General features: G+C 55.0%; 23 protein-coding genes. 8 read left to right on the forward strand and 15 right to left on the reverse strand.

Going from position 1 to position 21175, the window contains the following annotated elements:
* The first annotated feature begins 57 nt into the window (after positions 1–57).
* The 5 genes from WCK51_12150 (at position 58) to WCK51_12170 (ending at position 4723) form a co-directional block, all read left to right on the forward strand.
* Positions 58–402 carry a tetratricopeptide repeat protein gene (locus tag WCK51_12150; protein MEI7577637.1) on the forward strand — a complete coding sequence of 115 codons (345 nt, stop codon included), beginning with the start codon at positions 58–60 and terminating at the stop codon, positions 400–402.
* A gap of 64 nt (positions 403–466) precedes the next feature.
* Entirely contained in the window at positions 467–2818 is a 2352-nt protein-coding gene (locus WCK51_12155) for a hypothetical protein (GenBank protein ID MEI7577638.1), read from the forward strand.
* Positions 2815–3099, forward strand: a complete 285-nt coding sequence (locus tag WCK51_12160) for an ATP-dependent Clp protease adaptor ClpS (protein MEI7577639.1) — start codon at positions 2815–2817, stop codon at positions 3097–3099. Before WCK51_12155 ends, WCK51_12160 begins: the two co-directional genes overlap by 4 nt.
* A 5-nt stretch (positions 3100–3104) precedes the next feature.
* Positions 3105–3386, forward strand: a complete 282-nt coding sequence (locus tag WCK51_12165; GenBank protein MEI7577640.1) for an ATP-dependent Clp protease adaptor ClpS — start codon at positions 3105–3107, stop codon at positions 3384–3386.
* 35 nt (positions 3387–3421) lie between these two features.
* Positions 3422–4723, forward strand: coding sequence for a S41 family peptidase (locus tag WCK51_12170; GenBank protein ID MEI7577641.1), 1302 nt, complete (start codon positions 3422–3424; stop codon positions 4721–4723).
* On the opposite strand, the gene WCK51_12175 is transcribed toward WCK51_12170, so the two are convergent.
* The 6 genes from WCK51_12175 to WCK51_12200 are packed head-to-tail and all read right to left on the reverse strand — an operon-like array spanning position 4720 to position 11284.
* Positions 4720–5832 (reverse strand): hypothetical protein, encoded by a 1113-nt coding sequence (locus tag WCK51_12175; GenBank protein MEI7577642.1) that lies wholly within the window; start codon positions 5830–5832, stop codon positions 4720–4722. The two genes, WCK51_12170 and WCK51_12175, sit on opposite strands and share 4 nt — an antisense overlap.
* A 2-nt stretch (positions 5833–5834) precedes the next feature.
* Complete coding sequence (locus WCK51_12180) at positions 5835–6656, reverse strand: ABC transporter permease (protein ID MEI7577643.1); 822 nt, start codon at positions 6654–6656, stop codon at positions 5835–5837.
* A complete protein-coding gene (locus tag WCK51_12185; GenBank protein ID MEI7577644.1) occupies positions 6649–7641 on the reverse strand; it encodes an ABC transporter permease in 993 nt (330 codons plus the stop codon). Before WCK51_12185 ends, WCK51_12180 begins: the two co-directional genes overlap by 8 nt.
* Complete coding sequence (locus WCK51_12190) at positions 7638–9125, reverse strand: ATP-binding cassette domain-containing protein (GenBank protein ID MEI7577645.1); 1488 nt, start codon at positions 9123–9125, stop codon at positions 7638–7640. The genes WCK51_12185 and WCK51_12190 overlap by 4 nt, the downstream gene beginning before the upstream one ends.
* Positions 9122–9982 (reverse strand): NAD(P)-dependent oxidoreductase, encoded by an 861-nt coding sequence (locus WCK51_12195; GenBank protein MEI7577646.1) that lies wholly within the window; start codon positions 9980–9982, stop codon positions 9122–9124. Before WCK51_12195 ends, WCK51_12190 begins: the two co-directional genes overlap by 4 nt.
* Positions 9983–10036: 54 nt before the next feature.
* Positions 10037–11284 carry an ATP-binding protein gene (locus tag WCK51_12200; protein MEI7577647.1) on the reverse strand — a complete coding sequence of 416 codons (1248 nt, stop codon included), beginning with the start codon at positions 11282–11284 and terminating at the stop codon, positions 10037–10039.
* Between the two features lie 67 nt (positions 11285–11351).
* On the opposite strand from WCK51_12200, the gene WCK51_12205 reads away from it, so the two are divergent.
* From WCK51_12205 to WCK51_12215, 3 genes are read left to right on the forward strand one after another with little or no spacing between them, the layout of a single operon-like run.
* On the forward strand, positions 11352–11693 hold the full coding sequence (locus tag WCK51_12205) for a P-II family nitrogen regulator (protein MEI7577648.1): 342 nt from the start codon (positions 11352–11354) through the stop codon (positions 11691–11693).
* Between the two features lies 1 nt (position 11694).
* Positions 11695–12450 (forward strand): DNA alkylation repair protein, encoded by a 756-nt coding sequence (locus tag WCK51_12210; GenBank protein MEI7577649.1) that lies wholly within the window; start codon positions 11695–11697, stop codon positions 12448–12450.
* Complete coding sequence (locus WCK51_12215; protein ID MEI7577650.1) at positions 12443–12913, forward strand: hypothetical protein; 471 nt, start codon at positions 12443–12445, stop codon at positions 12911–12913. The genes WCK51_12210 and WCK51_12215 overlap by 8 nt, the downstream gene beginning before the upstream one ends.
* On the opposite strand, the gene WCK51_12220 is transcribed toward WCK51_12215, so the two are convergent.
* From WCK51_12220 to WCK51_12260, 9 genes are all read right to left on the reverse strand, one after another.
* Positions 12910–13614: an FKBP-type peptidyl-prolyl cis-trans isomerase gene (locus WCK51_12220; protein ID MEI7577651.1), complete on the reverse strand. Its 705-nt coding sequence runs from the start codon at positions 13612–13614 to the stop codon at positions 12910–12912. The two genes, WCK51_12215 and WCK51_12220, sit on opposite strands and share 4 nt — an antisense overlap.
* Positions 13615–13750: 136 nt before the next feature.
* Positions 13751–14836 carry a bifunctional diaminohydroxyphosphoribosylaminopyrimidine deaminase/5-amino-6-(5-phosphoribosylamino)uracil reductase RibD gene (gene ribD / locus WCK51_12225; GenBank protein ID MEI7577652.1) on the reverse strand — a complete coding sequence of 362 codons (1086 nt, stop codon included), beginning with the start codon at positions 14834–14836 and terminating at the stop codon, positions 13751–13753.
* Positions 14823–15107, reverse strand: coding sequence for a hypothetical protein (locus WCK51_12230; GenBank protein MEI7577653.1), 285 nt, complete (start codon positions 15105–15107; stop codon positions 14823–14825). The genes ribD and WCK51_12230 overlap by 14 nt, the downstream gene beginning before the upstream one ends.
* Positions 15108–15109: 2 nt before the next feature.
* Positions 15110–15760 carry a ribulose-phosphate 3-epimerase gene (gene rpe / locus WCK51_12235; GenBank protein ID MEI7577654.1) on the reverse strand — a complete coding sequence of 217 codons (651 nt, stop codon included), beginning with the start codon at positions 15758–15760 and terminating at the stop codon, positions 15110–15112.
* Complete coding sequence (locus tag WCK51_12240) at positions 15757–17553, reverse strand: PASTA domain-containing protein (protein MEI7577655.1); 1797 nt, start codon at positions 17551–17553, stop codon at positions 15757–15759. Before WCK51_12240 ends, rpe begins: the two co-directional genes overlap by 4 nt.
* On the reverse strand, positions 17550–17765 hold the full coding sequence (locus WCK51_12245; protein ID MEI7577656.1) for a hypothetical protein: 216 nt from the start codon (positions 17763–17765) through the stop codon (positions 17550–17552). Before WCK51_12245 ends, WCK51_12240 begins: the two co-directional genes overlap by 4 nt.
* Positions 17755–18762, reverse strand: coding sequence for a 3-dehydroquinate synthase (gene aroB / locus WCK51_12250; protein ID MEI7577657.1), 1008 nt, complete (start codon positions 18760–18762; stop codon positions 17755–17757). The genes WCK51_12245 and aroB overlap by 11 nt, the downstream gene beginning before the upstream one ends.
* Positions 18759–19262, reverse strand: coding sequence for a shikimate kinase (locus tag WCK51_12255; protein MEI7577658.1), 504 nt, complete (start codon positions 19260–19262; stop codon positions 18759–18761). The genes aroB and WCK51_12255 overlap by 4 nt, the downstream gene beginning before the upstream one ends.
* Positions 19263–19327: 65 nt before the next feature.
* On the reverse strand, positions 19328–21001 hold the full coding sequence (locus WCK51_12260; GenBank protein MEI7577659.1) for a hypothetical protein: 1674 nt from the start codon (positions 20999–21001) through the stop codon (positions 19328–19330).
* Positions 21002–21175: the final 174 nt, after the last annotated feature.

Consider the following 21175-nt stretch of genomic DNA (forward strand, 5'->3'; position numbering starts at 1 on the left):
TGAATGCTTTACAGTCCCGCGATGATTTCTGTATAATCGGCGGACACATCATTTTCCATGAACATTGAGGATCTTTACCAAAAGGGTTTCGAGCAACGGTGCGAGGGGAACTACGGAGACGCGAAGGCGACTCTTAGTCGCGTTTTAGCGGCGGATCCGAATCATGTGAATGCTCGTCACCAGCTTGCCCTGATCCAGGGTTTCGAGGGGGATTTCGACGGTTCGCTTGCCGCACTTGAGGCACTCGCTAAGCAGGCCCCCCAGAATCTTGATGTCCGCTACGACTTCGCAATGACCATGATGATGCTCGGCGACTACGAAGGCGCTTGTAGCCACCTTAAGTTCATTCTGAGCGTGAATCCTAACCACGACAAGGCAAAGCAGCAAGCGATTTATTGCTAACTTAGTTTGCAGTTAGCGGTTGGCAGTTAGCAGATTTGGCACGGGTCTGCGCCAAACTTATGGAATGACCAGCGGCAAGTCGGTTCGGCTCCCTGTTATCCTGCTGTTCCTCGCGGCCCTGATTCCTTTTTTGCCTGCCATTCTCGGCGGGAAGCAACTTGGACCGACCGAGCATGTTCAGGCAATGGTGGGCGGGCCAGCGCCATCTTATGGCTGGGACGTTCTCCAGGCGGACGGCGTGCTTCAGTTTTGGCCTTGGAGAGACATTGTCTTTGATTCCTGGCGGCAGGGACAGATGCCGTTGGTCAATCCCTACCAACTCGCCGGTCAGCCCCTTGCCGCAAACTCGCAGAGCGGAGCCTTTTACCCTCTCCACATTCTGTTTGCCTTCTTGCCGGGATCGGTGCCTTTCAAGATGCTCGTGCTGGGAGTGATCCATGCGTTTCTGGCGGGGCTTGGACTGTTTGTTTGGTTAAGGCGGCTTCGAGTATCGGAGACCGGCGCCGTGGTGGCCGGAATTGGGTTTGCCATGTCGCAGTTCATGATCGCCTGGGCGCCTCTGGCTAGCGTTCCCACAACCGTGGCATGGATTCCTTGGGCTTTGGCCGGGCTTGTTGCGGCTTCTTTGCCCCGGCGGGTCGCAGAGGTCGGACTGGCCGTCGGAATGATGCTCCTTGCGGGACACTTGCAGTTTGCGGCTTATGGCTTGATGGCCGTGGCTTTGGCAGGTTTGCTTGGAGCACTTTCGGATCGTCGGGCTCTGGTCGGGCTTCTAGGGGTTGTCTTTGGAGCCGTCATTGCCTGGCCGCAAGTCTCGCTCGTTCTGGAAAATTCAGCGAATTCACACCGCAAGAATGTGCCTTCGGAAGAGGGGTATTCGGCCTACGTTGCGGGTGCTTTGAAGCCCTTTGAAGCATTATCGATCGTCCACCCAAGACTGCTTGGAGATCCTTCGGCGGACAACTCGGTGTTGGGAGATTCCGGATTGCCAAATGCCTACTGGCCGATGTACGCCAAGACAGGTTCGAATCCCGCTGAGTGTGCGCTCTGGGTTTCGCCGGTGGTTCTGGTGCTGGCTTTGGTGGGTGTGTTTGCTCGCAAACAAGTCTCAAGCGATGACAGCAGCCCCACCGGTTCGTCAGGAGACTCACCGACTCCCCAACGAGTGGGGAGTTTTGGGTTCCCAGCAGTTCCGTTTTCGTTGGCTATTCTCGGGCTCCTGCTCGCCTTCGGCACGCCAGTGAACCGCCTCCTGTTCTTCTACTTCCCGGGGTGGAGTGCGACAGGATCGCCGGGTCGGTCGCTGGTTCTCATTGTTTTGGGGGTCTGCGCGCTTGCGGGTTTTGGGTTTGATCGGTTGCCGGAGAAGGCGGTCAAGAAGTGGTTCGGACTGGCGGCAGTGCCGATGTTGCTGTTGGCAATTGGCTATAACGGAATCAACATTGCGGGCTCGACCATGGAGGTGGAGAACATGCTCAAGATCATCACAGGATGCACGTTCCGTCAGCTTCCACTAGTTGGATTGACAGCCGTGCTGGGTTCTTTGATGGTGGCTTTAGTGGTTCGTCAGCGGTCTTTGGTGGCGGTAGGGATTGCGGTGGTGTTTACTGCCGCATGGCAGTTCCCGCTGAGCGGCAAGCCAGTGGAGTTGCCGAAGCTGGATGTTCCGGCACAGGAGCGGGTGGCGTTTGAGTCGAAGGCTTGGAACATCGCGAAGACACCACAGGCGTTTTGGCCGCCAAATTTGGCAACGGTGGCGCGGGTGCATGATCTGTTTGGATATGACTCGATCCTTGACGGGCGATTCGTGAATCGGTTGAAAATGGCAAGTGGCTCCGAACCGGCTCCTCCCGAAAACGGAAACATGATGTTATGTCGAAGTTCAATCTTTTCTTCTCCTGCCCTCGGAGATTTGGCGACAAAGCGAATGCCTGAGCGAGGGGAGCGAATCAGTGATGACTTTCCGTCGATGAGTCCGAGTCCAACTGACCAAAGAGAAGCAGGTTTAATCGAGCTAAATCCAAGGATCGAATCCCTTGAAAATAGGGCTATCATAGAAAGCCCAGCCAAGCTCATAAGAGATGCGCCGCAACCAGGGAGAGATGTGCTGAAGTGGTTTGTCAAGTATCGAATCGAACACCCTTCCATGATCACTGAAGACGGTTTCGACCACCAAGTCTTGGAGATGCCCCGATCCGGAAGGTACGTCTTCGTCCGCGACCGATTCATCGAAGGAATGACTTCTGACACCCCAGGTTGCGAAGTTTCGGACAAAGACGGCTTTCGTTTTGTACAATGTAAGGAAGGAACGACGCGGGTGGTGCTTCGCTACCCTGGTCCGAAGGCGATTTACCTTGGGCTAGCGGCTTTGGCGACGTTGGCGAGCCTCGCGGTCGTGTTCCGAAAGACGAAATGAGTCAGACAATTTTTGAGCAGCAGAAGGACGAGACTGGTTATGCCGGTCGCTACATGGCGGTGATCCATAATAACGATCACACGCCTTACGATCTTGTGCTTCTGACCGTCATGGCCGCCACCGAATGCGGCGTAGAGGAAGCGGAGATCGAGACCTGGGAGGCGCATCACTATGGCAAAGCCCCGATTCACTTTGACACTCAAGCGGAGTGCGAGCGGATCGCACAAGTCGTCGGAGCTATTGGAGTGAAAACCACCGTCTGTCCGGAGTGGAACGACTAAGCAGAATGACTGAGACGATCACAAGGCCCGACCTCGAAGGCGGAACAAACACCCAGACCGAGAGCTGGATTGTCGTCGTTTACAACAACGAGCAGAACACCTATGACGAAGTCATGATGATCCTCATGGTCGCCACTCATTGCGACGAGGAGGAAGCCTACATCGAGACCTGGGAAGTGGACCACCTCGGAAAGTCCGTCGTCCATAACGCCGGAAGAGAAGAATGCGACGATGTGGCAAACATCATTCGACAAATAGGCATAAAAGTCGAAGTCATCGCTGAGTAATCTGGTCTAACTCCGCGTAAAGCATTACACATTGTATGAAAACCTTCCGCCTTCTACCGTTGGTCGCCTTGCTGATCGCAAGCAACGGATTTGCCCAAACCATCGACAAAAACCCAGAGGCACGTGCGGAGGTCCTGGAATCGCTCACAACAAAGATTGAGCAAACTGCCTTCATTCCGGGAATCGACTTCAAGAAGTTCAGGGAGTTCCTCGCTGCTGAGAAGCCGCGAATCGACGAAGCGAAAAACGACGAGGAGTTTCGAAACTCGGTCAATGTGGCCCTTCGAAAATTTGGCTTCAGTCACATCCTTCTCGCCACGCCCAAGGACATGGATCAGCGAACCACCGGGAAAACAACCGGAATCGGGATCACCAGCATCTTCTCTGACGGTGGTCGACTCGTCACGCGAGTAGTCGAGGATAGCCCCGCGTCAAAGGCTGGCCTTGAAGTTGGTGACCTCATCATCGAGATTGACGGGAAGAAGATCGACGAGAAGACAGTGATGGTGGGCGAAGCAGGCACCATCGTCAAGCTCCGAGTTAAGAAGGCGGATGGCAAAACATATGACTTCACCATCACACGACGACTAGTTTCTACCGTCGTCAAAGACACGATTAAGGAGATCGCTCCAAAGACGATGCTCCTGACCATCCACACGTTCGACCGAGCCTACGACCGGTCGGCAGTGGATGCTCTGATGAAGCAGGCAATCGGTTCGGACAATCTGGTCGTGGATTTGCGCCTGAATGGTGGAGGCGCGGTCCTAAACCTTTTCCACTTGGCTGGCTACTTCTTAGACTCGGACGTCAGGATGGGAACGATGCTCAACCGCGCTTCGCTCACCAAGTTCCGCTTAGAGCAAAAGCGCGAGCCGGCCGACCTGAAGGAGCTTGCGCCTTACTCGACGATTCAACTCAGCGCGGACGAGCAGTCGATCGGTTTCCGTGGGAATGTGGTGATCCTCATCAACGGCGGAACCGGAAGCGCCAGCGAGATTTTCACGGCCTCGATGCGCGAACAGTACGGCAAGATCGTGAACGAGAACGGTAATGAAGAGTACGACCCAAAGATCGGACAACTCAACGTCGTCGGCCAGAAATCTGCAGGTGCGGTGCTATTCTCCACCTATAATCCCATTGCCCAGGGCTTTTATGTTCAGCTTCCGATTGCAGATTATCTGACCAGCGCAGGTGTCCGACTCGAGGCAAATCCTCTATCACCAGACGTTATGGTCGAAGCACCGCCCTTCATCTTGCCTGGAAAGCCAGACAAGGCCCTGGAAGCTGCCCTCGCAATATTTGAGAGGATCAAGATTAGAAAACAAAGAGGCGGTTAGCGGTAGATCAGCTTTAGGCGCGAAGCCGTGATCCAGTTTCCGCGCCGATCCCGAGTCTCGTTAGAGACCATGACGATACGGTTTGAAGCCGCATCGGCATACAACCGTATCCGATTCCCGCTCCGTTCCAAATTAATGATCTTTGACATCTTGCCGTCCACGCTGATCGAAGGACCGTCAGAAATCTTGTCAGCGCGATTGAAGATATCTAGAAATGGGATTTGACCATTCATCAGGTACCGCGAGATCGGTGAGACATAAACGCCAATTGCTTTCAGGTTATCCAGAGCCATGCTGGCGGAAACGGGCTTGGTCGATCCACTCACCGTGAGCTTTCCACCGCTGAAACTCCACGGCTTGGCTCCGCCTTTTTCAGAGATCATCCCCGGACCAAACTGGGTCTCGAACTTTCCGCTATCGCTGACTTGCTTCACTGAGCCTGCCCCGAGACGAGACATAGATCGCCAGACAGCGAACACCGAGATCATGATCTTTGGGCTGGTGGTGATCGGAACCTGGGGACGAGCTTGTAGTGCCGGCTTGACTTTAGCTGTAGATGGGATCCTGGGCACTTGAGAGTCTGAGACGTGCTCGAAGATGTTGTCGAGGATCGGCTTCTTGTTCTGGGTCACCGTGAGCCTGGTGATCCGATTTTGAGAATCGAACTGAATCATGGTCACACCTTTATTGCGATCCGTAGCCTTCAAAGTGCGCCCGGCGAGTTTCCAACCTGGGATCTTTGAGACGGTGGTCAGAAAATCTTTCTTGATTCCGTCATCGATAAGGAACGCCATTGCTCCACGATGGACGACTGCGGACGCAACCAAATCCTTTTCAGGATGCGCGGCGGTCCGAGCTTCTGCCGTCGCAACTTGGCCGAAGATATCGTCATAGAATCGCATCTTCGTTGCGCTGGCCTCGACAATTGTCTGATTCGGCAACCAGGCTCTCCCTCCTTTGGGTGAGAAAGTGACCTTGATTGGTAGTGCGTTGCTATTTCCTTCCCGCACAAAGACCGAACCGCTGGTCATGGCGAGGTGCTTTGACACAACTTGTTTCAAGACGCTGTTTGCGTCGGCATGTGTTACAAAAAGGAATACTGGAAGCATTGCTAGGGTTTACCGAGTCCAGCCGGTGTTCGGTTCTTTCCCAGGAAACCGGCGATGGCGAAAAGTGTCACGATGTACGGAAGGCTCTTCCAAGCTTCCGAGGGGATGTATTGCCCATTGTACTGAATCTGAAGCGCGCTGGCGGCTCCGAAAAGCAAGCAAGCCAATGCGGCATTGACCGGTCTCCACCCACCCAAAATGAGCGCGGCAAGGGCAATGTAGCCTCGTCCAGATGTCATTCCGTCGGTGAATTGAGGCGTTTCGGCGACGAGCAGGGAACCGGCCAGGGCGCAAAGCACTCCGGTTCCGACCAGAGCCGAAAAGCGTATGTTTTGGGGGTTGATGCCGAGCAGACGCGCCTTGTCGGGATCGCTTCCGGCGCTGCGATGCTGGAGGCCAAACTTTGTCTTGTGGCTCAGCCAGTAGAGCGCGATCGGAGCGATGATTCCTAGCGCGTAGAGAAGCATCTTGGGCGGAACGGCGGAGTCCTGAAGCCCGTCGGCGGCGAACCTGAACTTGAAGAAGCTCGTCGCCCCGGTGGCAAGTAGGTTGATTGCCATTCCGCTGATGATGTGGTCCATCCGGTAAACCTGCGTTAGTAGCCAGTGGATCAGCGAAACCAGGCTCGTTGCGATGATGGTGAGAGCCAGGCCCGGAATCGGGCCAAACTTCGAGGAAAAGGCCACGGAGAAGAAGCAGGCGAGAAGAGTCTTTCCTTCCAGGCCAATGTTGATCACTCCACCACGTTCGCTGAAGAAACCTGCCAGGGCGATGAGCACGAGCGGGATCGACATTGTGATGCACTGCTTCACAAGATCAATCATTTCGACCTCCTCGCTGGCGATACTTAACCGCCGCGAAAATGATAATGACAATGGCGAGCACCATCGTCGTAATACCCTTATCGATGCCCAGCCCCATCAGGCTCGTTCCGCCCTTGTTGAGGGCACCGAAGAGGAAGCTGCTTGCGAAGAGACCGTAGGCATTCCCGCCCGCCAGGAGAGCGACACCGAGCGCGTCGAAACCATAGCCTACGCTTGAACCGTCATAGAATCGGTGCTCGAACTGAGCGATTTGAAGGGCACCGGCAATCCCGGCGATCGCTCCGCTGAGGAACATCGCCTTGACGGTAACCTGCTTAGTCTTAACCCCCGCGAACTCAGCGGCGGTAGGGTTTGCTCCGGCAGCCCTCAGTTCATAGCCGCTCGTCGTTTTTGAGAGCCAATACCCAACTCCAATCGTTAGCAATACGCCTACGACCACCGCTTGAGGAAGCTCGAACTGACCGATCTTGAAAAGCGGAGTGAGCTGAGAGTTGACAGGAAGAGTTGCACTGGTTGCGCTCACCGCTTTTTCGCCCTTAAACGGGCCGCTCACTAACCACTTCGTGAGGTTGATCGCTATGTTGTTAAGCATAATCGTCGTAATGACCTCGTGCCCGTTGCGGAACGCCTTGATGTAACCCGCCGGAAGTGCCCAGAGTCCACCGCTAATCGCTCCAACCAAGACTCCGGCGACGACCCCTAGTGGTCCGCCGATGGCGAGCATCGTCGCTGCAGAGAAACAAGCGCCAATCACGAACTGACCTTCGGCACCGATATTAAACAGACCCGCCTTGAGCGCGAGAAAAACGGAAACCCCGAGAATGAGGAGCGGGGTCATCTCTCGGACCGTTCCGCTCAGAGCACTTGCCGAGCCGACAGAGCCCGTGACGAGCTGGCTTATTGCCGTCACGGGATTCGCTCCGGCAGCCCATAGCGAGGCTAAAAACAGGACAATTCCACCGGCGATCAGAGCGAGGATCTTCATGCCGCTCCCACCATCAGCCGCCCAATGGCGGCTCGATCACGAGCTTCAGCCGGCTGAGGCTCAAACATCTCGCCGTGATTCATCACGAGGATTCGATCACAAAAATCGAGGAGCTCGTCCAGATCAAAACTGACAATGATTGCTGTCGCGCCTTCGTCGCAGCGGCGACGGATCTCCTGATAAACCTTCGTCGTACTGTTCAGATCGAGGCCGCGAGCCGGCTGGAAAGCAAGGATGAGGTTCGGAGACAGTTGCAACGCCCTACCAGCAACGAATCGCTGCTGGTTGCCGCCGCTGAGGCTGCTCATCGGCTGACTCAAGCCACCATGCTTGGTGCTAAACTTTTCCGCCATGGTCGCGGCAAGCTCTTGTTGACCGCTGGCGATTTTCGCAAACTCTGGGAGCCGCTGGAGCCCGAGCGAAGAGTTTTCGTAAAGACTCCAGTCTTCGATAACGCCTTCGTGGTGGCGGTCTTCAGGAATTACCCGCAGGCCCGCAGAAATTCTCTCTGCGATGCTCGAGGAGGTCCAATCCTTTCCATCGTGCTCAACTGAACCAGCAATCGGCTTGGAGTGACCGATGATCGCATGAAACAGCTCTCGTTGACCATTCCCATCGACTCCGGCGATTCCAACGAGTTGCCCCTTTTTGAGTGCAAACGAAACGCTCTTGACCGCGATTTGCCCCTTGTCGCCCTTGACCTGCAGGTTGTTGATTTCGAGGCTGTTCGTGGTCCGGGCGTTGGAAACCGGAGTTGGCCGTTCGATGACGCTTCCACCGACGATCTCCTCCGCAAGCTGGGTCGCAGTAACCTCGCTGACTTCGTGGTCGGCAATGTGGAGTCCGCCCCTCACGACGGTGACCCGCCTGCAATGCTCGAAGACCTCCGGAAGGCGGTGGGTAACGACAATAATTGTCGTCCCCTGCTCTGCAAGCTGCTTCAAGCTGGCGTAGAGCGCATCGCTGTCTTGCGGCGACAGCATTGCGGTTGGCTCATCCAGGATCATGATCTGGGAGTTGCGCCACAAAAGCTTGAGAATTTCGAGCTTCTGCCCACCAGCCGGGCTCAACGTCGAGCTTTCGGCAGTCCAGTCAAACTCAAATCCCATTTGTTGAGCAAGGTGCTGCGCACGCTCTTCATTCCAAGCCGAATTCAGGACCGAACCATCTTCTGCTCCAAGAATCAAGTTTTCGAGGTTGGTGAGCTCTCCGATGATGCCGTAGTGCTGGCTCACCATTCCAACCCCTTGGGCAATTGCCTCTCGGCTGGTCCGGAGCGTGACCGGGGCACCATTGATTGAGATCGAACCTGAATCCGGAGACATCGCCCCGTATAGAGCCTTCATTAGGGTCGTTTTTCCTGCGCCGTTTTCTCCGACGAGGGCGTGAATCGTTCCTTTTTCGACTCGCAGGGAAACCGAATCCAGAGCCTGTACGTCGCCGTACCGCTTGCTGATCTGGCTCATCTCAACAGCGAGGTTCATAGGCGATCAAGGTATACGTCGTAAAGTGCGGCGGTAGTGTCTTCTTCCCGTCCGACTTCGGAGAGCCGCTTTAGGAGTTGATTGACCAAAGCGGTCATCGGAACTTCAACGCCGAGCTCAGCAGCAGCCGACTCACAGTATCCAAAATCTTTCGTCTGGTTTTTGACACTGAATCCCGGAGTCCAGTCAGCCGTCAACAGCTTTGGTCCGTAGTTCTGAAACGCCCAGCTACCCCCGGCTCCACCGCCAATCATAGCATGAGCTTGCTCGACATCAAGTCCAGCTTTGGAGGCAAAAGCAAGGCTCTCACAGAGTCCCACAAGCGCACCGCCTACGGCAACTTGGTTGGCAAGTTTCATCATCTGACCAGCCCCAACCTCGCCGACTCGCTCGGCTCGTTTGGAGTAGGGTTTCATGACATCGATTGCTTCCGAAACATCTTCATTGGAACCGCCGCAGAAGATGGTGAGCGTTCCGTTTTGGGCACCCATCGAGCCACCAGTGACGGGCGCATCTACGAATCGAAGTCCTTTCTCGGCAAGCCGCAACGCGAGTGAGCGCGCCATAGCTGGTTCAATAGTGCTCTGATCGATGAAGAGCGTGCCTTCGGTTGCGCAGTCAGCCATCGCGACGACGACTTGCTCGACATCTTCGCTTCGGCCAACGCAAGAGATGATCACATCCGACGACTCGGCGAGCGAGGCAAGATTTGGTGCGAGTTTGGCTCCTTTCTCGACGAGCCAGTCAGCTTTGCCCTGAGTGCGGTTCCAAACGGTGACCGAGTGTCCGGCGGACACAAGATGCCCTGCCATCGGCGCGCCCATGACCCCTAACCCTACAAAGCCAATCCGCGCCATTACTAGGTGTTAAGGTACCGCATCCGGCCGCTCCGTTGGAAGTCAGGCTGGAAGTCAGGCCGACTCGGCGTCGGAGACAACTTGGCCAATTGGGAGTTGGATCGTAAACGTTGAACCTTGGTTCAACGAAGAGTCGACGCTGATGCGTCCTCCGTGGGCTTCCACGATATGCTTGACGATGCTGAGCCCAAGTCCGGTGCCGCCAAGATGGCGGCTGCGGCCCTTGTCGACGCGATAGAATCGCTCGAACAGGCGTGGAAGATGCTCGGTCGCAATTCCCATTCCGGTGTCGGTGAAGTCAACTCGGATTCCAGCCGGTTCCTCCTGGAACTTCACCATGACTCCACCATCAACGGTGTATTTAATCGCATTCTCCAGCAGGTTTACAATCACCTGGGTGATCTGAGAGCTGTTTGCCTCGATGAAGAATGAATCTGGTGCCTCACGGGTGAGCGAGAGCCCTTTCTCTTTGGCTCTAGGCTCGAGTAGGTTATGAGCATAGCGGATGATTTCGCCGATGTCGCAGGGCCCCTTGCGAACGAGGCTGGACTCGGCGGTGCTGAGGACCAGCAGATCGTGGGTGATGCTCGTAAGGCGATCTACTTCGTTTATGATTCGGGTCAAGTACTTCTCGCGAATCTCCGGGTCGTCATCGTCGAGCATCGTCTCGCTGAACGAGCGGATAATGGTCATCGGCGTGCGAAGCTCGTGCGAAACGTTCGCAACGAAGTCCCGTCGGACTCGTTCCAGCCGCCGAATATCTGTGATGTCGACTAGTGCCAGGTAGATCCGACCCAAGCCCGATGGAGCTCGCCAGGCGCTGGCTCGGCATATTCGCTCTTGCGGAAAGCTGAACGAGAGTTCGGCTTCGACCCGGCCCTGATCTTCATCTGCCTGCAGGACAAGCTGTTCCAGCTCGACTGAGAGTGTCACGGCCAGGATCGAACGGCCCTGAGGGTTTTCAAACCCGAAGAGTTGCTGAGCGAAGGAGTTCGCGTAGCTGATGTGTGCTCGGTCGTCGCAGACGAAGATTCCGGCGTCAAGGCCGTCGGCAAAGGCATCAACAGCGGCCTTCTGTTCGAGCGCGGCGGTGGTAGATCGTTCAAACGACTCGGCCTGAGTAACCATGTCGTGTTGGAGCAGTCGCTCTTGATCGTCGCAGAGGAATGCGAATGCCGAGACGGCCACGGCCACCAAACCGGTAACCACGATGTTGTGCGTCAGAAAAACCGTGGCGGCCGCCAGCACAACAGCCAGACATATCCCAATCAGCAGGGTGCGCCGGGCAGCAAATTGACCCACACTCTTACAGACGGCTCACTCAGGTTCTTCGGAGCGTTATAATTGAGGGAGGAAGGTCAGGGAAGACATGAAACGAATCGAGGCATATATTCAGGTTGGAAAGCTGGACGCGGTCAAGCAAGCTCTCGACGATGCGGGCATCCAGGGGATGACTTGCGAGCAGGTGCGAGGCTATGGACACCAGATGGGGCGAACAGAGCAGTTTCAAGGTGTTCGGCCCGCAGTGAACCTATTGCCCAAGATGAGGGTGATGGTGGTTGTCAAAGATTCTGATCTGGAACGCGGAATTGAAGCGATCATGTCAGCCGCTCAGTCAGGCGAGATTGGTGACGGCAAGATTTTTGTGACTCAAGTGGTTGAGGCCATTCGTATTCGGACCGGTGAGCGCGGGGACGCCGCGCTTTCTTGATATGAGCGAACGGAAGGGGTACCCGAGCCGAACCGCGATCCCTCCGCATATCCTGGATCGGCTGAATAAGGGTCGCGAAGAGACGAAGACACTTTCGGAGTGTCTTGCAATGAATCAATCGACCTTAATTAGGGCGTTGATCCCGTCGTTGATGTCGTCGGGTTTGCAGCACGATTTGCGGGATGCGGATGGCATCGTGGCTCGAATGCGGCTCATCGGCGAGGTTCTTGCTCACCGCCCCGAGGAGCTTGCTGTTGCAGCGACCTCGGAGGTGGACACCCCTCGTGGCTGGGCATGTTTCGCAGTCGGAGCGATGCCTTCGCAGTCGCTTTCGGAACGTCTCGACATGATTCGTCCGTTCGCGGCTGACAAGCACTTCGGCGTGCGCGAGTGGGCCTGGCTTGCGGTTCGCCCGCACATCCACGAATCTCTCAGCGAGGCGTTGGTTCTGTTGCAAGAATGGACACAGGACGCGGATGAGAACATTCGACGCTTTGCATCAGAATCGACCCGGCCACGGGGCGTTTGGTCGAAACACATCATGGAGCTTCGAGAGAATCCCGCGCCGGGTCTGGTGATCTTGGACAAGCTCAAGAGCGACCCCTCGAAGTATGTCCAGGACTCGGTCGGTAACTGGCTCAACGATGTTGCGAAAGATCGTCCCTACTTCGTTCGCGAGACTCTTGATCGTTGGCTAGCCGAATCCGATACCGACGCTACTCACGCCATCGTCAAGAAGGCGAGCAAGTATGTCTAAGTGGGCGAACTTTCACATCTGGCGCGGGCGGTTGCCTCACTGGCGCGCAGATAACGTCACCTATTTTGTCACGTTTCGACACCGCAGGCCCCTGACTCTTTGGGAGTGTGATCGCGTGCTTTATCACCTTCGGCGCCCCGATGGGCGCAAGTGGGACCTAGTTATTGCCTGCGTTTTGCCAGAGCACACGGACTTGATCTTTCGCGTAGGCGAGAAGGCGGAGGGCGTTCCTTGGGAACTGAGCGATATCGTCGAGAAAGCCAAGCTCAAGGCGGGCAAGGACATCGTCAAGAAGTCCGAAGAACGCTTTCCTCCGTTCTATAACGAGAGCTTTGATCGGATCATTCGTGACGACGGTGAGTTCGAGGAACTTTGGACAACAATCTTAGAGTCTCCGGTCACGGCCGAGCTTGTCGAGGAACCGGGCGAGTATTCGCCGCTGTTTGTTCCGGATGCCCCCTAGAGATTCACGAGCCGAAGAGCTTCGACTTCGAGGATTAGGGTTGCCTTTCCGGGGATGATTGAGCCTTTTTTGCCGGTAGGAGTGTCCCGATTGGGGACTCCCTTATCGCCGTACATGAGATCGCTGTTTAGGGTGACTTTGCGTTTTTCGCCGGCCTTGATTCCGTTGATGGCTTGATTGATTCCATACGGAAGTTCTGGAGATAGGGAAAGCACAACTGCCTCGTCCTTGTCGGGAGTCAGTTTCTTTCCGTCTTTGATGCTAAGAACGATCTTTGCCTCGACTCCTCTCTTTCCAGTCATGGCCTCGCCGGTTCCCTCTTTGAGCACTTCAATCACCGCAGCGGGGATGATCCGAATTACCTTGACATCGAAATCTAACGTCGCGTTTGGAGGAATCACGTCTCCCGAACCTTGAGCTCCGTAGGCTTGATCTGGAGGGATCACGAGTTTCTTCGAGTGCCCTTCACCAAGTCCAAGTACCCCCGTATCCCAACCTTTGATAACCGCGCCGACGCCAACTTGAAATCGAAACGGTGTTTTTCCAACACTGGAGTCAAAGACTGCCCCGCTCGTCAGTCGACCGGTGTATTCCATGTCCACGACGTCGAGGGTCTGGATGACTCGAATTGGTTTTTCTTCTTTCACTGGGGGTGGAGTCGTACCTTGTTGGAGAGCCAGAAAAATCGCGGCGGTGAACATTTTCGTTACGTTACCCAAAAAGATGCCCCGGCCATTGGGGGAGACAGGCACGGGGCTTGGGGAGGGATGAAAGCTACCTTTCGGCGGCTTTCGCTATTCAGTGCTTGGAGTTCACTATCGATCTCTCGACCGACACTTATTCTGACGCTAGAAAACTTGAAAGGTTCCGGGAATGGAGGGTGATTCGCAGATTTGAATGATCTTCGACATTATTGTCCATTTTCTCTACTTCTTGGACTGTCGAAACAACGAAAGATGGAGCTTCGGTAAGTGTTATCAGCCCCAGATGTTCGACCCACGACGGCCCGTCGCCCAAAATAATTGGGGCAACAAACAGCTCAATCTCATCGACAACACCCGCCTTTATGAAGGCCGCGTGGGTTCGTGCGCCGCCCTCAACTAAAAGGCCCGTGTGCCCCTCTTGATACAGCGTCTCTAGGACATTAAGAATCGACTTGAACGGGCGATCCATCGGCCAGGAAGGCGTCGGGGTAAACCTCATAGAGGGTGCATCATCGTTGAAAACAGGCAGTGACAGAGGAAGGGCGCCTCGGCTATCGATGACGACTCGAGTAGGTTGATTCTTGAGAGCGAACGCTCTAACCGTCAACTTGGCTCGATCCACAAGCGCAGTGTTGGCGCCGATGAGGACGCAACCCCTTTCGGCACGAAGCTTTTGGACGGCACTTCGGGACCCCTCGGAAGTGATCCACTTTGACTCGCCCGACGGCAATGCGATTCTGCCATCAAGCGAGACTCCCGCTTTGAGCGTTACGAACGGTCTCCGACGGGTGGTTGCAAACAGAAACTGCCGGTGAAGGTGGCGGGCCGTCGAAGCTAGCACACCGGTCAAGACCCTTACCCCAGCCTCCGACAGAACTTCCCCGCCGCCCTTGGCAATTGGATTTGGGTCAGGGACCGCGTAGACGACTTCGGCGACGCGTGCTCGGATCAGAGCTTGCGAACACGGTCCCGTACGTCCTTGGTGGTTACAGGGTTCGAGCGTCACGTAGACGGACGCTCCGTTTGCTTCTGCTCCCGCCATCTTAAGCGCGTTGATTTCGGCATGCGCTCCGCCAGCAGGGTCAGAGTGTCCTTCTCCGATCACTTCGCCATTCTTGACGATCACGCAGCCGACGTGCGGGTTTGGTGCACTGAAGCCGTTTGAGCCCTCGGCGGCAAGGCTCAACGCCTTTTGCATCCAAAACTCATGCTTGCTCATGTTTTCGTTTGATCGCCTCTTGGGTTTCGGTCACGAGGTCTTTAAGGTTCTCGTTCAGTTCCTCACGATACTCCTCGCGGGCCGCTCGGGCGAGGATGACAGCACCGATGGAAGCGGTGATGAGGCAACCTAGGGTCAGAAAGACTAGCACTCCGCCAGTCTGCAGGAAGTCTAGTTTCGACTCGATCGTCGCCTTAGCATCCGGAATTCTGCCAAGCGTCCAAGGCCAGCTTGCGGCGAGGATTAGCCCTACCACAAGGGAAAGGGTCACGACTATTTTAAGGGGAAGCCACTTACGATTGATTGCACTCCCTCCTCTAGGCTTGGGGCGCGGAGCAGGTAGCTCCCTACAACAAAGCTATTTGCGCCCGCTTCAATGACTTGGGGCAGGGTGACGGGATCAATTCCGCCATCAACTTGAATATCCATATCGGGCCGTTGCTCGCGGATCCAGCGGATTTTTGGCATGGACGAGGCAATAAACGATTGTCCTCCCCAGCCGGGGTTTACGGTCATGACCAGTGCCATGTCGAGGTCATCGATCACGGCTTCGAGCGCGGAGACGGGCGTTCCGGGGTTGATGGCGATCCCTGCCTCGACACCCTGGATCTTAAGGCTCTGGATGAGGCGGTGGGCGTGTGACGTTGCCTCGGCGTGGAACACGATGCGTTTACATCCGGCTTTGATGAAGGCATCGAAGTGTCGCTCGGGGGTGAGCGTCATGAGGTGGGCCTCCATTGGCGCTTCTGTGTGCTTTCGGAGATTTGCGGCCAACGCATCTCCGAAGGTGATCGGAGGGACGAACTGGCCGTCCATCACATCTAGGTGAACAATGTGCGCTCCGGCCCCCATCAGTTTTGGAACAGACGTCGAAAGCGACGTAAGGTCAAAACTGAGGATGGAGGGGGCAAGTTCGTAGTTCATGGCTTGGGAGCAGCTCCGGTTAGCTTCGGTTCGACATCAACCGTCTCTTGAAGCACGCCATCATAGTAAACCTTGAATGTGGCTTTGGGTCCATAGCCAATTTTGTTGACGTCGATCTTATCGCCGTTGGTGTAAAAGTCGTTGTGCACTTCGGTCGTTCCAGCTTCGTCGGTCATCTCGATATTGACTCGGACTTCCTCTCCACCGTTTTTGACGGTGTGAGAAAATTTAAAGCTTCTGGCCATCGCTCCGCCGTCACTGTCGCTCTCGCCGGGGAGTGAGCCAAGGGGGTTGTCGGAGTAGGCTGCGATCCAGATTCGCACTTTACTGAACCGACTGACATCGGTTCCTGCTTCCGGCAGTTGCTTAATGATCGCACCAGGAACGGCTTCGTTCTTTCGGATCGTGATTCGGGCGGGTTTTCCTTCTAATTCCAGGTTCATCGCACCGAGAGCAATTTTGGCTTCGTCGGCTGTCATGTTCAAAAGGCTGGGCATCTTGACCCGCCGCGACCCGGAGCTCACGACGAGATCGATTGTTCCACCCTCACGAATCATTTGGCCCGGCGCTGGGCGCGTGCTGATGATGTGGTCGGGTTCGAGCCGCTCATTGGGCTCTTTTGCAGAGACTCGGACGCTGAGTTTGAGCTTCCGGACTTGCTCCCTCGCTTCAGCAACGCTCACGCCTCTGATATTCGGAGTTTTGATCTCTCGGGGTTTTTGGGCAAGGTCAACAACGAACGCTATGACAACTCCTGCTGCACCGAGAATGGCGAGTGCGAGCAGCGCCATAAGCCATCCGGGGACGTCACGATCTTTCTTGACTCGTTTGGCTCTTTCCTCTCCGTCTTTGTCAGGCGTCGGTTCTTGTCTGACCTTTGCTGGCTTTTTTTGTGGTTTGGTTGGAGCGGCGGCTTCGACGATGGGAGCTTGGACGGGGACAGGTGCCTTTTTGGCAACCGGGGTTCGACCAAATCGGATCTGATCATTGATCTGTCTAAGTTCGACGACCAGCTCATGCGCAGATTGAATTCTTTGCTCGGGCTTCTTTGCGAGCAGACGGTTCACTAGCTGCTCGACGGCGACGGGTATTGCGGCATTGATTCCACGTAGGCTGGGTACGGGGCTACTGATGTGACGCATGGTTGTGGCGGTGGGGTTTTCGCCTTGGAACGGAACAGAGCCGATGAGTAATTCGTAGAGAATGATTCCCAGGCTGTAGAGATCGGAAAGCGGATTGGGTTTTGCGCCGGTGCAAACTTCCGGTGCGAGGTAATTTGCCATCTGAGGTAGCACGGCTGCTCCCGCAGTTCGGCTGAGCGGATAGCACTGCCAGATTCCAGCGAGTTCGAGTTTCGCGCTTCCGTCGTGTGTAGCGACAACGTTATGGGGTCCGACATCACCGTGCGCGATTCCGGATTGATGGAGAGCATCTAGTGCCTCGGCGACGGCTTGGGCAGTGGTGAGGGCGACGGGGACGGTGAAAGGGGCGAACCGTTTGATCCTTTCTCGAAGCAAGGAGCCCTTTGGCATCTCAGAAAGGACGTAGTGCTGCCCGTTTTCTTCAAAGATCTCTTGGAGGTTTTCGAGGGCCGGGTGTCCAACCGTTAGTTTCGGAATCTGATCCAGAAGGCCTTGAATAAATGCAGGTTCGTCGTTGAAGGGCTTATTGATTTCCCTGATCCCAACACTTCGACCTGTGAGCCGGTCTCTTGCGGAATACATTGTGAAGATGGGACCCTCGACGATTTTCGCTTGGATTTCATACCTCAGGCCAAGCGTTTCGCCGATCATGCTTCTTCCTCGGATTTGGGTTTCGTCGCGGCTAGCGCGATAAGGATGATCAGCAGGATTGCGTTCAGGATTTTGACCTGGGGCATGTCCCACTTAGCGGAGTAATTGGTGACGGTACGGTTGGAGTAGGCGAGCAGGTAGGCAAGATTGGTGAGAGTGAGGATCGCAATCATTAGGACGGCGATGATCGGTCGATAGCGATCAATGTTCACGCAGCACCTCTTGAACGAGTGCTTCAGGAATGTCATGTACGAGTTTGCATTCGCCGATGTTTGTGATCAGGCTCATGGAAAGTTCTCCTCGCATCGACTTTTTATCCCCTCGCATTGATTGTATTATGTTTTCAACATCTTGGGTAGTACCGGCGTTCGTGGGAAGTCCGTGGGCTCGTAGATCCTTTTCTATTCTTTGGCTGAGTCCCGAGTCGCAGATCCCGAGCTTTTCTCCGATTTTGGTCTCGATAACCATTCCTACTGAGATAGCTTCCCCGTGGGTGTATATATCATAGTTAGTGAGTTTCTCGATTGCGTGCCCTACCGTATGGCCGAAGTTAAGGATTGCTCGGTAGCCTGTTGTCTCAAACTCGTCGGCTTCAACGACTTGCTTCTTGTGCTGAATGCACTTTGAGATCATTGTTAGAGTTCTATGATCTAGGTGATTGTATAGGGGTTGTTCGCTTAGGCTAGATGCCAGTTCTGGATCCATGATGAAGCCGTATTTCAGCACTTCGGCCATGCCGCTTTGCCACTGACGATTCGGGAGGGATTCTAGCCAGGTCGTATCGACGTACACCTTGTCTGCAGGATAAAAAGCTCCGACGAGGTTTTTGCCAAACTCGGTGTCGATGCCGACCTTGCCTCCGACCGAACTGTCAACCATGGCAAGTAGAGTTGTTGGAACCTGGATAAAGGGTATTCCCCTCATGTAAGTAGCGGCGGCGAAGCCAGCTAGATCGCCGATGACGCCGCCACCGACAGCGACGAGGGCGGTTTTGCGTTTCGCTTGCCTCGTTGCGAGCTCGGCGAGGAGGCGCTCGTACTGCTTTAGGTTTTTGGAGCTTTCTCCGGCCGGAATGATAATTGGATTGTGATTTTTGAGCTTTTCTTCGAGATTCGAATCGCACACGATAATCGCCGAATCCGGAATCTGAACTGGCTCGAATTGGACCAGTGAAAACCCAGCCCGCAGACTGATCTCTAGTGTCTTCACTGGTTCAGCTCCGCAAACAGTTTTTCAGCTGCTTCTTCTAGAGTCAGGCTATCGAGTTCGATGGTGATTTCGGACTGCTCGTAGATTGTGGATCGCTCATGATAGAGCCGCATAAACTCCTTCTCCCAGTCGTCTCGCATAAGCAGGGGACGCTTTTTTCGACTAGTCTTGAGCCTCTCGATCAGCTGCTCGGGCGAGACTTTCAGATAGATGGTTACACCGATGCGCTTTAGAGCCTCAAAGTTTTCGTCTCTTACCACCGCACCACCGCCAGTTGAGATGACTTTTGCCCCGGCTTCCAGGCTACCAATGATGCTGCTCTCGTGATCTCGAAACGTCTGCTGGCCGTACTGTTCAAAAATGCGATCGACCGGTTTACCTAGTCGATTGACGATCAGCTGGTCTGTATCGAGGTATTCCCGACCGGCTAGATCTGCTAGTCGTTTGCCAACAGTACTCTTGCCCGCTCCCATCATTCCGATCAGTATCCAAGCTTTCATGTTCAGAATTGAAAAAGGGTGGTGAACGAAAAGTTCACCACCCTTTATTCTATTTGATTTCCGAATTAGGGGTTGATTCCTGTGTCGGAGTCATCAATGATCTTCGGAGTAACAAAGATCAAGAGCTCGCTTGAGGTCTTTTGCTTTTGTGTTCTCCTGAAGAACTGACCGACAATCGGTAGGTCACTGAGAACCGGTACTCGGTTAACAAGAGTGTTGGTTGAGTCAGTATTCAATCCACCTAGAACAATCGTGTCTCCGTCCTTGACAATCGCAACAGCGAAAACCGAGTTCGATGTGAAGATCGGAAATTCCTGCGTGACACCGTTTGATACTGGAATCGAACGTGTTCCGGTCGGGGTCGAAACGAATGGTGAGAGAGCCATAGAAATGGTTCCGTCGCCGTTGATTCGAGGAGTTACCGAGAGCGACGTTCCAATCGTCAACTGCTGCGGAGTCGTGGTTGTGAAGACACCACCGTTAGCGGTTGTTTGAGAGTTCGACACCAAAATGAAGTCGAATGTGAACGCCGAAACGGTAGCAGGAGTGTTGTTGATCGTTCGAATAATCGGAGCCGTCACAACGCGTCCGTAGCCGTTCGATAATCGAGTTCGAAGTCGGAATACTGCGTCCCCAGAAGCGTAAGTGAAGAATACTGGGTCTGTAGCTCGCTGGAATTCTGAGGCGTTCATTCCAGCGATGAGAGCACCGCGAGAATATTGAATGCTGTATCCCAGAGACTGATCGATATTTTCTGTCGTCGTGATGAACTCAACTTTGATGCTGACCTGCTTAGGCGCGACATCGAACTGAGCGATAATGTTCGCGAGTTGGTTGATGTCCTCTTCGCTCGAACCACGTACGATCAGGCTGTTGTCGGTCGGGTCGTAGGTTATGAAGTCAATGGTGCTAGGAACAAGCCCTTGACCGCCCTGAAGCTGCGTACCGCCGCCTTGTTGACCGCCCAGTCCGCCGCCGAGACCACCGCCTCCACCTTGACCACCGCCGACGCCACCGCCGACGCCACCGCCACCACCGGCAAATCCGCCGCCACCTCCACCACCGCCACCGCGCTGGTAAGCAGCTTCACCTGGCAAAGAGATTGATGAACCGGAGCCGTTGAGGTCAGAACTTGCTGGCTCACTCACACCTGGCTGGGGAGTTGACTGGGGTCTAAACTGGTTTATTTTCTGGGCCGAATCAAAGAAGCTCGTTGCCGCAGCGCCTACTTGAGAACCTGGTGCGACTACTCTTCGAGCCATCTCGACAGCTCTGCCCATGTCTCTGTGTTTGGTAAGAGGGTCCAGTATTCGCCCCATAACGACTTGCGTATAGATGTCGTCGGCTCCCTGGTGGAGAAGTTTTATCTTCTTAAAAATGCTTGCTGATGCTCGATTTTCGATCGGGGCTACCGCTACTGAAGGCTTGTCCGCACTGATTCTGTAGACACCATTGGCATCCTTCGTCACGTATGCACCTGCCGCATCGCAAATGTAGCGAATCACGTCATCTGCGGTTTGATCCTTCAACGTTGTTGTAACTCGGCTAAAGCTCTTGGTGCCAGTGAAATAGAACTGAACGCCCGTCTTCTCGGTAATCATCCGAGTTGCTGTAACCAGGTCTGCATCCTTGAGGGACACATTCATACGAACTTCCGAGTTCTGCGCTGTTGCCAGCGCAGAACCCAGGATGAGCGAAGCAGTGAATGCTACGCGAATTGACTTGAACTTTACTTGCATTTGAACTCCCACAATAAACTAGTTTGATCGGGCCTTAGAAGCCACCCATCATGCCGCCGCCCATACCGCCGCCGCCCATGCCGCCCATGCCGCCGCCCATGCCGCCCATCATGCCGCCACCCATGCCGCCGCCCATGCCGCCCATCATGCCGCCACCCATGCCGCCGCCCATGC

The organism is Armatimonadota bacterium, from assembly GCA_037138755.1.
In the GTDB taxonomy this organism is placed as follows: Bacteria; Armatimonadota; Fimbriimonadia; order Fimbriimonadales; family Fimbriimonadaceae; genus Fimbriimonas.

What these genes read in the sequence shown, in the direction of transcription:
- WCK51_12150 (MEI7577637.1), top strand. Translation starts at nt 58, where the DNA reads ATGAACATTGAGGATCTTTACCAAAAGGGTTTCGAGCAACGGTGCGAG.
- WCK51_12155 (MEI7577638.1), top strand. Translation starts at nt 467, where the DNA reads ATGACCAGCGGCAAGTCGGTTCGGCTCCCTGTTATCCTGCTGTTCCTC.
- WCK51_12160 (MEI7577639.1), top strand. Translation starts at nt 2,815, where the DNA reads ATGAGTCAGACAATTTTTGAGCAGCAGAAGGACGAGACTGGTTATGCC.
- WCK51_12165 (MEI7577640.1), top strand. Translation starts at nt 3,105, where the DNA reads ATGACTGAGACGATCACAAGGCCCGACCTCGAAGGCGGAACAAACACC.
- WCK51_12170 (MEI7577641.1), top strand. Translation starts at nt 3,422, where the DNA reads ATGAAAACCTTCCGCCTTCTACCGTTGGTCGCCTTGCTGATCGCAAGC.
- WCK51_12175 (MEI7577642.1), bottom strand. Translation starts at nt 5,832, where the DNA reads ATGCTTCCAGTATTCCTTTTTGTAACACATGCCGACGCAAACAGCGTC.
- WCK51_12180 (MEI7577643.1), bottom strand. Translation starts at nt 6,656, where the DNA reads ATGATTGATCTTGTGAAGCAGTGCATCACAATGTCGATCCCGCTCGTG.
- WCK51_12185 (MEI7577644.1), bottom strand. Translation starts at nt 7,641, where the DNA reads ATGAAGATCCTCGCTCTGATCGCCGGTGGAATTGTCCTGTTTTTAGCC.
- WCK51_12190 (MEI7577645.1), bottom strand. Translation starts at nt 9,125, where the DNA reads ATGAACCTCGCTGTTGAGATGAGCCAGATCAGCAAGCGGTACGGCGAC.
- WCK51_12195 (MEI7577646.1), bottom strand. Translation starts at nt 9,982, where the DNA reads ATGGCGCGGATTGGCTTTGTAGGGTTAGGGGTCATGGGCGCGCCGATG.
- WCK51_12205 (MEI7577648.1), top strand. Translation starts at nt 11,352, where the DNA reads ATGAAACGAATCGAGGCATATATTCAGGTTGGAAAGCTGGACGCGGTC.
- WCK51_12210 (MEI7577649.1), top strand. Translation starts at nt 11,695, where the DNA reads ATGAGCGAACGGAAGGGGTACCCGAGCCGAACCGCGATCCCTCCGCAT.
- WCK51_12215 (MEI7577650.1), top strand. Translation starts at nt 12,443, where the DNA reads ATGTCTAAGTGGGCGAACTTTCACATCTGGCGCGGGCGGTTGCCTCAC.
- WCK51_12220 (MEI7577651.1), bottom strand. Translation starts at nt 13,614, where the DNA reads ATGTTCACCGCCGCGATTTTTCTGGCTCTCCAACAAGGTACGACTCCA.
- ribD (MEI7577652.1), bottom strand. Translation starts at nt 14,836, where the DNA reads ATGAGCAAGCATGAGTTTTGGATGCAAAAGGCGTTGAGCCTTGCCGCC.
- rpe (MEI7577654.1), bottom strand. Translation starts at nt 15,760, where the DNA reads ATGAACTACGAACTTGCCCCCTCCATCCTCAGTTTTGACCTTACGTCG.
- WCK51_12240 (MEI7577655.1), bottom strand. Translation starts at nt 17,553, where the DNA reads ATGATCGGCGAAACGCTTGGCCTGAGGTATGAAATCCAAGCGAAAATC.
- WCK51_12255 (MEI7577658.1), bottom strand. Translation starts at nt 19,262, where the DNA reads ATGAAAGCTTGGATACTGATCGGAATGATGGGAGCGGGCAAGAGTACT.
- WCK51_12260 (MEI7577659.1), bottom strand. Translation starts at nt 21,001, where the DNA reads ATGCAAGTAAAGTTCAAGTCAATTCGCGTAGCATTCACTGCTTCGCTC.